This window comes from Falsochrobactrum ovis (genome assembly GCF_003259955.1).
Lineage (GTDB): Bacteria > Pseudomonadota > Alphaproteobacteria > Rhizobiales > Rhizobiaceae > Brucella > Brucella ovis_A.
In genome coordinates, this window is record NZ_QLMK01000023.1 from 17189 (window position 1) to 28553 (window position 11365).

Genomic DNA, 11365 nt, shown 5'->3' on the forward strand with positions numbered 1-11365 from the left:
ATGCGGCCTAAGCCGCATCCTCCACGATGTCGCTGACGGCCAAGGATTGCAGCCAGTTGGCGGCTTCGGACGCTTTCGACGCGGCGGTGAAGATCGCCTTTTTGTCCGATTTCAGGACTTCAAGCCAGTTCTTGATGTACTGCGCATGATCGGCGCGCGGCTCCGGCGTGATGCCAAGATCACTGCACAGGAAGGCTGCGCCAAGTTCGGCCACCAGTTCCTCGACGGCATAGGCTTCGGAACCGAAGCGTCCGGACATATCCCGATCGAGGCGGGATTTTGTCCCCGACCAGTGGGTCAACTCATGGCAGATGGTGCTGTAGAAGCCTTCGGCGGGCGTGGTCGTATCGGTGCCGGTGAAGCGGCGACGTTCCGGCATACGAATGATGTCGAGCGAGGGGATGAAGCAAGCCTTGTCGCCAGTTTCCTCAACAACCGCACCAGTGGCACGGACAAAGGATTCGGCGCGGGCGATCGGATCGAAAAGCGGCGCATCCGGAATATCGTTTTGCTCGATCGGAAAGCCGTCAACCTGCGTGGCGTTGAAGACCCAGCTCGCGCGGGCGAACATGCGCTCGGCCTGTTCGGTTTCGCCTGTACGGTCGTTGACCTGCTCGACATCGATGGTCTTGTAGAAGACGACGAGGGAAGATTTCTCGCCCTTGCGGACTTGGCATCCCTGCTCCTGCCATTGGCGGTACGTACCCCAGATATTTGAAGGAAACTCGCTGGAAAGAGCAGATACCCAAAGGCTGACGATGTTGACGCCGTTATAGGGTTTGCGCGATGCGACATTGACGGGGCGGGCGAAACTTCCCGATTTGTTGCTGACCCAAGGAAGGCGGAATTCCCCTGCGGTTTCGATTGCATCAACGATGCGGTTGGTGATCTCCTGATGGACATCGAATTTGGTCGTGCGTGACATGGTTTCTCTCCTTTTGCCGGTTGAAGCCGCGACCATCGCGGCCTGATGGCGTCCGGAGAGGCAGGCCAAAACAGCCCTTGCACCCCGAAGGGGCGGGCAAAGCGGAAAGACGGCGCATGCCGTTGCAAGGGATGGGAGGGACTGTCAGGAAAGCCAGAAAGAAGGCCGCAATGGGCAGCGGCGACCGGCTCAAGAAAATGCCCACGCAGAAAAAGCGCCGGTATCAGTCAGCGTTCATCCTGCATCGAGCCTTCAAAGTAGGCTAAGACAGCTGGGATAAGTAAGGGTGGCGTCGCGCCTATCGTGTTAGAGCCGTGTTTCTTGAAGATTATGGCAGGTACGCCACTTGAAAAACCGCAGTGCTATCTTTCTCTCCGTTTAGGCGTATCGTCTGATAACAAACTCCCAAACCCGATTCACTTTGGCATCCCAAATTGCTTGCGGATACGGGGTTTCCGGCAGTTCATTGAGGCGTTGCCTGATTTCCGTCCAGACAACGCCGCGCGTTTCCTGTCCTCTGACCCAATCAATGGCAGCAGTTAGTTCACGCAGCTTTTCCAGTAAGGTTCGCGCCACCCGCTTCACCTCCTTTTCCTCGGCCTTTGTGAGCTTGGGCTCGGGGGTTGTTAGCAGATCGAAGATTGCAAGCTCTTCGTCTGTCAGCTCCTCGCGTGCGGCGCGGTGCTCCTCCTCATCCATGTCACCGATAAACGTTTTCAGCGCCTCAAAAAACTGTTCGGCATCGACCGAGCCAGTATTGTAGTCAGCGACCAGCTTTTCCAGCCGCTCAACTAGGTGCTGCCGCGTTGGATTGGCCTCAGCCATTTTTCGGACTTTGTCTTCCGCTTCGTCGCGAAGCTTTTCAGCAGTGACTTTTGGACTGCTAGCAAAGAGGTCGGCCAGCTTGCCGAAGTCAATATCCGAGAGATCCACGCGCCCAGTTGCCGTTTCGCCTTCGACAATGGGCGTTAGGATCGCAACACCCTCCAGCTTTTCATCGAGCAGCTCAGCGATGCGGGCAGAGATAGCAGATATATCGACCGGACCTAGCTTTGCTTTCACCGCGTCGGACAGGGTGTGAAATACGGCAACCGGCTTGAGATAGGGTGCGGCCCGCTCATCGGGCAGAAGCGCTTTGTAGGCTTTGGTGACAGCTGTGGTCAGGCGGAGGAATTCGCGACGGCGTTCGTCTGGCGCGATCAGGGTTTCCACGGCCTCACTAATAAGCCGCAGTCTGGCAAAATCGCGCACCTCCATGATGGCATCCACTTCGACTCCCAGCGGCTGGACGAAGGCTTGCGCCGTTTCCAGAGTCTGTTCTAGGGCCGAGACGAGTTCGTCTTTCCCCTTGATCGGGCTTTCTCCGTCACCAGTACCGCCCCCGCTGCCTGCATAGAGAACAAGCGCCTTCTGCAGATTCTGGAATACGCCGATATAATCGACAATCACACCGGATGTTTTGCCCTCCGAGCGGCGGTTAGCCCGCGCAATGGTCTGCATCAGCGTGTGGTTTTTCATCGGCTTATCCAGATAGACCGTGCCGATAGTGGGCACGTCAAAGCCGGTGATCCACATGGCGCAGACAAATACCAATCGCAGCGGATCATCAGGGTCTTTGAATTTGGCTTCCAAATCCTCTTTCTGCATTCGCTCGCGGTGGGGAAGAATGTCGAGGCTTTTCTTGCGCAGGTCGTCAATCTCGTTTTGGCTCTGGCTAACCACCACTGCCATGTCGAGTTCACGCAGCCACATTAGCCGTTCGGCTATCGTCGCACCCTCTGCCTCATGCGCAACCGTTAGCCGCTCCTCATCCTGCGCGATCAGGCGCGCGATAGCAGCTTTAACCCTATCGTGCATGGCGACGGCGGTTGCCTTGTCGATGGCGACGAACATCGCCTTGCCGCGATAGCCCCGCATGGCGAAATGCAGCGCCACGTCCTCGGCCACCTTGTCCAATCGGTCGGATGCAGTGATGAGCGTGTATTGCCGCCCAAATTGGTGCCTGAGTTTATTCTCTTGCTCCTCGTCAAGCATGGCGTCATCAAGCAGCTCGTCCAGCTCTTCACGCAGCTCATCTGCGTTAAGCTGTAGTTCTGGTTTTCGCGCCTCGTAGAATAGGGGGACGGTCGCCCCGTCGCGCACGGACTGAGCAAAATCATAGACAGAGACGTAATCACCGAACACCTCGCGGGTGCGGCTTTCCTCACCCTGGATCAGTGGAGTGCCGGTAAAGCCGATAAAGGAGGCGTTGGGCAGCGCCGCCCGCATATTGGCGGCAAGTTGGTCATACTGGCTGCGGTGGGCTTCGTCGGTCATCACGATGATGTCGGATCGTTCGGACAGCACCGGCATCGGCTCCCTGTCGGCCGTGCTGAACTTCTGGATCAGGGAGAACACATAGCGTTCATTGCCCGCAAGAAGCTCTTTCAGATGGGCGCGGCTTCCCGCCTGCGCCTGATGAATATCCTTGGTGAGCGCGCCCGCCGACGCAAACTGCCCGGCAATCTGGTCGTCCAGCTCGGTGCGGTCGGTGACAATGACGAAGGTGTAATTCCCGCCCAGCCGCCTCAGCACCTTTTCCGCGAACATCACCATGGACAGGCTCTTGCCTGACCCTTGCGTGTGCCAGAACACGCCCAGCCGCCCCTGATTGCTCTCGATATGGCGGACGGCTTCGATGGCGCGGTTGACGCCCAGCACCTGATGATATTTTCCGACGATCTTGCGCAGGCCCCCGCGTGCCTCGTCGAACAGCACGAAGCTCTCGATCAGGTCGAGGAAGCGGGCAGGTTCGCAGGTTGCGCGCAGCAGGGTTTCAAGGCTGGGATCGTCCGGCCCGTCTTCCTCCAGCCGCTTCCACGGCGCGAAGACCTCATAGGGAGCATTTGCTGCACCCATGATAGCTTCCAACCCATTCGACAGGATCACGAAGCCATTGGCCGGGAACAGGTGGGGGATGGTGTCGCGGTAGTCGCGCAGGTTGTTATCGTAGGCGTCCGCCAGCGGGCAGGCGGGAGCCTTCCACTCCGCCAGAAGCAGCGGCAGGCCGTTGACGAAGCCGATGGTGTCCGGCCGCCGCCGGTGCAGCACTCCGTCGATCCAGACCTGGCTCGCGACAAGGAAGTGATTGGCCGCGATGTCCCGCCAGTCGATCACGCGCACCAGCAAATCGTCGAACTTCCCGTCATCGCGCCGCACCTGAACCGGGACGCCGTTGCGTATGAGTGAAAGCACCTCGCGATTGGCGGCCACCGGCAGCATGGCCGAACGGTCGCGGGTCAGTTCCGCTTCGGCCTGCGTGAGGGCCTCCGCTGGCAAGGCTGGGTTCAACTTGCGCAGCGCCGCCTTCAGATGGGCGGGGAAATAGGCCTGATGAAAGCTGGTGCGCCCTGTGGGGTTGGCAGGTCCCGGCTGTTCGCCATGCAGATCGACATGCTGCCAGCCCAGTTTCTGCAACAGGGCAAGGGCTGGCTTTTCGACAATGCCACCCTCGGAAGCGACGACGCCGGTAAGCCCCCGTGCCATATCAGGCAGCCTCTTCCAGTTCGCGTTCCGCCTCGGCGACAGAAAGCTCACCAGAGATCAGGCGCGGGAGAAGGAGGTCGCGGGAAGACACTAACCGCTCGTTTTGCAGTTCAATTATCCGGCTCCCTTGGAGGTTTGCCAATGCAAATCTCTCAAATCTGTCGATCAATGACTGAGGGGCGGCGGGTAGCTTGATGTTATGGATGTGATTGCGATTGAGCGTGGGAACAGCCGAACCGCTGCTGTGTTTGGCGAGATCCATGTGGCGGAGCAGGAATAATCCATATGCGGGGCCTGCCCGTCTGAATTCCCGCACATAAAGGGTGGTGTTCAATGGCCAGAAATTTTCCATGACAAGGTGAACTTGGCCAATAGTCCCGGATCGTCCCGTTACTAGGCCAGGACCATTCACTTTGTGTTCGTTATGTCCCCCATGGAACCCGCTGGCGGAGTAAACCGGGATGTCCCCATCGACCCGGCTCGATTTCGGAAGGTCAAAGCCACGCTGAAGCACGACAAAGCTATCAAGAGGGGCAAATCCCCACCCCTCCGGCAGCGGGCCATCTTGTGTGTCGTGGATCGATACCGATTCATGGCCGGGGAAACGGAAGCGGACGAACCATTCCTCGAACAGCCCCCGCGCCATCTCCTCCAGCACCGCGATCCGCCGCCGGTTGACCTCGATCAGATCGTCATACGCCCCAAGGATCGACGCGATGCGGCGCTGAGTTTCGAGTGGAGGAACTAATAGTTGGATGTTGCCGAAAGAGGTCTTATTGATGATCGGGGTGGCTGCTCCAGAGGCAATCGCAGAAATCTCTTCACGCATTGCCTTTAGCGCGTAAAATGCCCAGCGAGGGACAACGCGGGAATGATCTACTATCAGAGAGTTGATCTGCTGATTTGTAAGAGTTGGTTCACTCGTTAAACACATCTTCCCGATTGATGCGATGCAGGTGAAGCAGACACTATCAGGAGGAAGTATAACACGACGGAACTCCGCATCACCCGTCGACGATAGTCGTCGCTGGGGTTCAGCATAAATGCTTTGTTCTGAAATATCAGTAGGCGTGACGAAAGCTGTTCCGTTTCCCAGAAGTTCGGGTCTGTTAGTGGCAGGCGTCCTCCCCGTTATAACCTGCCCTAGATCGGCAATACGGTAAGCTTGCCATTCACTCACGCTAGCACCTCTACTACATTTGCCGCGATCACAGACTGCAAGCGCGCCGCCTCCACATTCAGCCTTTCCAGTTCCTCCTGCAATGCTTCCAGCCGCTCGCGGAAGTCCTCATCTTTTACCTGCTCGCCGGGTGCGACGCCGACATAGCGACCGGGGTTGAGGCTCCACTCCTGCGCGGCGATCTCGGCACGGGTAGCGACCTTGCACAGGCCGGGCACGTCCTTGTAGCCATCGTCTCCGAACGTGGCCGTCATCGCCGGGCCGCTGCCCGCCTCCAGTTCCTCCTTCTGCCCGCGCCACAACCGCACGATGTTGCCGATAAACTCGATCTGGTCCGGCGAGAAATCGCGCTGAGCGCGACTGACCTGACGGAAGATATGCCGCGCATCGATGAACAGCACCTCGTCGGCGCGGGGCGTGCCCTTCTTTCCCTTGTCGAGGAACCACAAAGTCACCGGCAGGGTGACGGTGAAAAACATATTGGGCGAAGTGCTGACGATCACGTCCACCGCGCCGCTCTCGATCAGCTTGCGGCGCATCTCGCGCTCTGATCCGCCCGCATCGGATGCGGAATTGGCCATGACGAAGCCAGCGCGCCCATTGTCATTGAGCGCGGCAGCGAACAGACCGATCCATAGATAATTCGCATTGTTGACCGTGGGAACGCCGAGCGAGAAGCGCGCCTCGACATGCCCGGCATCGTTGACCAGCCGCGACCGATCGACCTCCGACTGGTTGAACGGCGGGTTCGCCATCACAAAATCGAATGCGCCCACCATCTTGTGCGGGTCTTCATAATAGCTGTTGGCCACCCGCACGTCGCCGCTGAGGCCATGCACGGCGAGATTGAGGCGGCACAGCTTCTGCGTGTCCTCCATCTTCTCAGCCCCGTAGATGCTGATCTCACGAGATGGGTTCTTGTGATGCCGCTTCACGAACTCGGCGGAATGCACGAACATGCCGCCTGATCCACAGGCAGGATCAAATATCTTGCCGTGATAGGGCTCGATCACCTCAACGATCAGCTTCACAATGGAACTGGGCGTGAAATACTCCCCGCCCTTTTGCATGAAGGCGGATGCGAACTCGCCCATGAAATACTCGAAGATCAGGCCGTAGGCGTCACCCTCGATCTTCAGCGGGGACAGCAGGCGCAGCACTTCGCGCAGCACGCTGTTGGGCAGTGCGCCGTAACCACGCGGCAGCACACCGGCAAGGTCGGGATTATGCTCGGTGATGGCCTCCATCGCCGCATTGAGCGCGTCGGCAAGGTTCTCCGTTTCAGGCAGGCTTAGGAGATAGGAGAAGCGAGCATGATCCGGCAGAAACACCGCGCCGTGCCCGTGGTAATCTTGCGGCGTAGGTATCAGGCGGCCAGTAAAGGTTTTGGATAGTTCAGCATGGACGATATCAAATTGCGCTTCCATCTGCCTTAGGGCAATCAACGCAAGAACGGGTTGGGCATACTGATCAGGACGCAGCGCGGTGTTGGTCCACAACTGCTCTGCGGTCTTAAATAGACGCCGTGATAAGTCCTGAAGATCAATTGCCATTAGGTTCCCCCGATTGTGTTTTGTCAGTCGTCAGGTCGGGGGCAGCCCCACCCGTCAGCCGTTCATACTCTTCTACGCTGATTGCCACGATTACCGGCCGATTATGCTTCTCGACCAGCACAGGTTCGCGACGGGCAAGATCCATAAAGCGACCAAAGCCATTTTTTGCCTCGGCGGCGGAGATGCGCTTCATTTGTCTGTCCCTCAGCTCAAGCGCATATATTGGCCAAAATAGCCAAAACTTGCAACCCGATTATTACTATCGAGTTTTGCTGGCCGAGTAGCTTGTCTATTGAAGTAACTGAAGAGGAAGTGCCACGCCCACTCGATTTGGTGAAGCATAGCTTTTTTTACGCATTCCAACCGAGACAATGGTGGCACTCGCCTCTGCATGGAGAAGGCGTTGTGGTCCAGCGACAAACACGCATGGCCATGGGGTCACGGGGAGCTTGAAGGTTCTCCGTGTGGTGGTCGGGCGACCAAACGCTTGTCCAGGGTTCGGTGCCGGTGGGGCAGGAAGGCTCCAAGTCCGGCGAGTGGGTGCCATGAGGGGCGGCGATACGCTCTTTATGTCGTGGTCCAGCTTCGAGAAGATGGCGCTCATCCAATCTGCGTAAGGTTGGTCTGGATTGCATAAGGGCAGGAACGCTCTTTGCTCGATGGGGTGCAGGGGAGCGCCGAAGGCTCCCCGCGAGTGCTCAAGCGGCGAAACGCTTGGATGGTGCAATCAGGCTCGATGCCTATGATTGCGCCAAGGCTTGGGGGATGCAACGGGGGCGGGCTACCGGCCCCCTTGCCAAGATGTGTGGTACTACCACACACATCTTGCGATCATCGTGAACGATGACGGGGCTGTGGTGTCCGACTAGCCGGACAGCTTTTCCAGTATGGCCGGATCGAGTTCACCCACGCCAAAAAAGGCGGGGCTGGCCTCGCCCTCCTCGACGCGCTGCGCAAAGGCGCGGAAGCCCGGATGGGGGCCTTTGCTGTAAACGGCGATGAAGTTGCCTGCGATCGTATGCACAGGCTGCACCCCGTCAGGGTACGGGAAGAAGTCGTGCAGCGAGAAGAATTTCAGCAGGTCTTTCGATTCGCTGTGGCCTAGCAGCACGACATTCATACCGTAGGGCAGGACGACACCGCTGTCTGTCTCGTGGACGGGAACCTTGGCGATCGGGTCGTGGAACCGCTGTTCCTCGGTATAGAAGAGCGCATCCCCGATCCACTCGAAGCGCAGGACGCAGCGGATATAGGTGTCATGGTTCGGCGTTGTCCATGCCTTCCGGTACAAATGGAACGTCCCTTCAAGGCTCCGTAGGTCGTCAGAAGTCAGCGGTCCCCGCTGCGCTCCCAGATGCCGCTGCAACGCTTCCAGCAGCGGCGCGTGGGAATGGGCAGAATGAACACGCGTCCGCGCGTCATACAGTTCCGTCCCAAGCTCTTCCGACTGGCACAGGAAGTTATAGACCATCGCCATGGTGCCGTGCCGCATACTGGCTAGCCGGTTTTCGTCGGCCTCGCGGATGCGCTGGATGGTGGCGCGCGACAGCGACGCTCGAGACTGCTTTGGAAAGCCGGGAATGCGCCCCTGCGCCTTCGCGTCCAGCAGCAGCGTAGTGACGCGCTGGTCACTAACTCTCTGCTCGTTGAGGTCTTTCAAGGCACGACGCAGCGCCAACCGCTGCACCATGCTTCCGTCATACTCACCAACCATCCGGCCCTGCCTATTTCTGCTCACTTGCTATTATGTAAAACATACTTAATCAAAACAAGCATACGCATGCATTCTACACTAAGTTCCATCCAAATATGCAGCTTGTGAACAGGAGAAGCAGCCATGCCCAACATCATCAGCATCATCATGCCTCGGCACAGCATAGTAGAAATTTGCGAAATGGCTGTTTTCTGCGGTAAACTTGAAGATATGAGGGGCTGTGATGGTAATGGCGGACAATTTTTCGAAGGCGCGAAAGGGCGATCTAACCAAGCCCTTTAACGCGGCTTCGGGAACGGCCCACCCTCATGTGAAGGAATTGGTGAAGCATTTGGCTCGCATCAGTGCGGCACGGGACTTTGAAAAGTTGCAAAACAAGAGCAATCCCAGCTACAATTTGCCACCAACAAAAGGAAAGAAGACATGAGAAGGGTGGCAATTTACGCAAGATATTCAACGGACTTACAGTCCGACACGTCCATTGAGGACCAAGTGCGCATCTGTATGCGCTTTGCAGAATCAAAGGGTTGGCAAGTCGTCCAGACATATTCCGACCATGCTGTGAGCGGCGCGAACATGATGCGCCCCGGCATTCAAGCCCTTATGGCTGATGCTCGTGCCGGACAGTTCGACATCATCGTAGCCGAAGCGCAGGATCGCTTGAGCCGCGACATGGAAGACATGGCGCGCCTCTACAAGCACCTGACCTATGCTGAACAGGCCATCCATACGGTCAGCGAAGGCCACATTACGCAGATGCACGTCGGTATCGGCGGCATGATGAGCGAAATGTACATCAGCGAGCTGCGCCGCAAGACCCATCGTGGGCTTGAAGGCCGCGCTCTCGCTGGAAAATGTGCGGGCGGCAAGGCCTATGGCTACAACAATGTCCGCAAGTACGATTCCGCTGGCAACCTTATCCCCGGCGACCGAGAAATCAACACAGACGAAGCTGCGATCGTCGAGCGGATTTTCCGCGACTATGTGAAGGGCAAATCGCCGAAGAAGATCGCCTTCGAACTGAACAGGGAAGGCGTCCCTTGCCCATCAGGCAAAGCATGGGGCGCAACGACGATCTATGGCAACCGTCAGCGCGGTACGGGCATCCTGAACAACGAACTCTATATCGGTCGGCAAATCTGGAACAAGCAACGCTATGTGAAGAACCCCGAAACGGGCAAGCGCGTGGCGAAGCCGAACCCACAAGACAAGTGGGTCGTGGCTGAAGTGCCGGACCTGCGCATCATCGACCAAGCCCTATGGGATGCCGTGAAGGAGTATCAGGGCGAGCTGGATCGGAAATTGACCTATCAGGAAAAACAGCGTCCTCCGAAGCTGCTGTCCTTCCTGCTCAAATGCGGCTGCTGTGGTGGCGGCATGTCGATCGTCGCCAAGGAACGCTACGGCTGCTCGACGGCACGCAATAAAGGGACATGCGACAACCGGATCACGATCAGCCAGAACGTGCTGGAAGAGCGCGTCCTAAGCGCACTTCGGGACAAGCTGATGAATCCCGAACTGACCAAACTGTTCTGCGACGAGTATGTCGCGGAAATGAACCGTCTGCGCATGACCGCCAACGCGGATATCGTGAAGAATCAGAAGGAGCTTGAGAAGACGGAAAAGGCCATTCGCAAGCTGGTCGAAGCCATCAAAAATGGCATTGATCCGCTGCTTACCAAGGATGAGATAAACGATCTCTCCGCTAAGAAGGATGCCCTAACGGTCAGCCTGAATCAGAAAGAAGAGGTTCCGGCCTTCATCCATCCACGTATGGGTGAGCGCTACGCTACTGCTGTGCGCGAACTTATCGCATCTTTGAACGACCCCGATCACCGCGATGAATCGGCAAAGATTCTGCGTGGCCTGATCGACAAGATTATCCTCACACCGAACGGGGATAAGAGCGCCCTTGTCGCTGACCTGCACGGCGATCTAGCAGGTATCCTGCAAATCGCCCAAGGCGGCAAAGGGATTAAACTGAAACCACGGGAAGAGCTGAACAGGAAGCAGATTTCCGAAATCGAGCAGGTCGAAGCCCTGACGATTGCCTCTGAAACCGTTGATTTCCAAGGGCTGCACGATGTGCAGGTCAAGATGGTTGCGGGGGCAGGATTTGAACCTGCGGCCTTCAGGTTATGAGCCTGACGAGCTACCGGGCTGCTCCACCCCGCGATAAATTGTTGAGCTTTGGGCTATCAGCCCTATTTTTTTGTTTTGTTCATCCTCGCCAGCTTTGCTGTCTGCGGTTGAACAGGAGCTGCTCGGCTCCTGAACATGGTATTTAATCACCAATGTAGTATTTTGCGCTTTATTATGCGTATTGTTTCGCCTATTGGCGATTATTCTGTCTGTTTTGAGAAAATGTTTTGCTTTTGTGTGCTTTGCAGACCTGGCAGCGACCTACTCTCCCGCGTCTTAAGACGAAGTACCATTGGCGCTGGAACGTTTCACGACCGAGTTCGGGA

8 protein-coding genes, 1 tRNA gene and 1 rRNA gene are annotated in these 11365 nt (G+C 57.3%); 2 read left to right on the forward strand and 8 right to left on the reverse strand.

The genetic code is table 11. The annotated features are described in order from the left end of the window. Positions 1-7: 7 nt before the first annotated feature. The 6 genes from C7374_RS15035 to C7374_RS15060 all read right to left on the reverse strand — a co-directional run bounded on the left by C7374_RS15035 (position 8) and on the right by C7374_RS15060 (position 8897). The gene (locus C7374_RS15035; protein ID WP_111576422.1) at positions 8-925 is read right to left on the reverse strand and encodes an ArdC family protein; all 918 of its coding nucleotides are present in this window, start codon (positions 923-925) and stop codon (positions 8-10) included. 378 nt (positions 926-1303) lie between these two features. Beyond that, positions 1304-4450: a type I restriction endonuclease subunit R gene (locus tag C7374_RS15040; RefSeq protein ID WP_111576423.1), complete on the reverse strand. Its 3147-nt coding sequence runs from the start codon at positions 4448-4450 to the stop codon at positions 1304-1306. A 1-nt stretch (position 4451) separates the two neighbouring features. Beyond that, on the reverse strand, positions 4452-5630 hold the full coding sequence (locus C7374_RS15045) for a restriction endonuclease subunit S (RefSeq protein WP_158527869.1): 1179 nt from the start codon (positions 5628-5630) through the stop codon (positions 4452-4454). Further along, positions 5627-7183, reverse strand: a complete 1557-nt coding sequence (locus C7374_RS15050; protein ID WP_111576425.1) for a type I restriction-modification system subunit M — start codon at positions 7181-7183, stop codon at positions 5627-5629. The genes C7374_RS15045 and C7374_RS15050 overlap by 4 nt, the downstream gene beginning before the upstream one ends. Then, positions 7173-7376: a type II toxin-antitoxin system Phd/YefM family antitoxin gene (locus tag C7374_RS15055; protein ID WP_111576426.1), complete on the reverse strand. Its 204-nt coding sequence runs from the start codon at positions 7374-7376 to the stop codon at positions 7173-7175. Before C7374_RS15055 ends, C7374_RS15050 begins: the two co-directional genes overlap by 11 nt. Positions 7377-8048: 672 nt before the next feature. Further along, on the reverse strand, positions 8049-8897 hold the full coding sequence (locus C7374_RS15060; RefSeq protein ID WP_111576427.1) for a hypothetical protein: 849 nt from the start codon (positions 8895-8897) through the stop codon (positions 8049-8051). A gap of 229 nt (positions 8898-9126) precedes the next feature. Here C7374_RS15060 and C7374_RS15065 point away from each other — a divergent pair, with 229 nt between their 5' ends. Beyond that, the gene (locus tag C7374_RS15065; protein ID WP_146612753.1) at positions 9127-9324 is read left to right on the forward strand and encodes a hypothetical protein; all 198 of its coding nucleotides are present in this window, start codon (positions 9127-9129) and stop codon (positions 9322-9324) included. Then, complete coding sequence (locus C7374_RS16615; RefSeq protein ID WP_111576432.1) at positions 9321-11039, forward strand: recombinase family protein; 1719 nt, start codon at positions 9321-9323, stop codon at positions 11037-11039. Before C7374_RS15065 ends, C7374_RS16615 begins: the two co-directional genes overlap by 4 nt. Here the strand turns inward: C7374_RS16615 and C7374_RS15075 are convergent. Beyond that, positions 10996-11072 (reverse strand) — tRNA-Met (locus C7374_RS15075). The two genes, C7374_RS16615 and C7374_RS15075, sit on opposite strands and share 44 nt — an antisense overlap. 215 nt (positions 11073-11287) lie before the next feature. Further along, a 5S ribosomal RNA gene (rrf, locus tag C7374_RS16620) occupies positions 11288-11365 on the reverse strand; the annotation flags it as partial.

Bases quoted from the DNA above. Each gene is read 5' to 3' on its own strand.
- C7374_RS15060 (WP_111576427.1), bottom strand. From the start codon at position 8,897: ATGGTTGGTGAGTATGACGGAAGCATGGTGCAGCGGTTGGCGCTGCGT.
- C7374_RS16615 (WP_111576432.1), top strand. From the start codon at position 9,321: ATGAGAAGGGTGGCAATTTACGCAAGATATTCAACGGACTTACAGTCC.
- C7374_RS15065 (WP_146612753.1), top strand. From the start codon at position 9,127: ATGGCGGACAATTTTTCGAAGGCGCGAAAGGGCGATCTAACCAAGCCC.
- C7374_RS15035 (WP_111576422.1), bottom strand. From the start codon at position 925: ATGTCACGCACGACCAAATTCGATGTCCATCAGGAGATCACCAACCGC.
- C7374_RS15040 (WP_111576423.1), bottom strand. From the start codon at position 4,450: ATGGCACGGGGGCTTACCGGCGTCGTCGCTTCCGAGGGTGGCATTGTC.
- C7374_RS15055 (WP_111576426.1), bottom strand. From the start codon at position 7,376: ATGAAGCGCATCTCCGCCGCCGAGGCAAAAAATGGCTTTGGTCGCTTT.
- C7374_RS15050 (WP_111576425.1), bottom strand. From the start codon at position 7,183: ATGGCAATTGATCTTCAGGACTTATCACGGCGTCTATTTAAGACCGCA.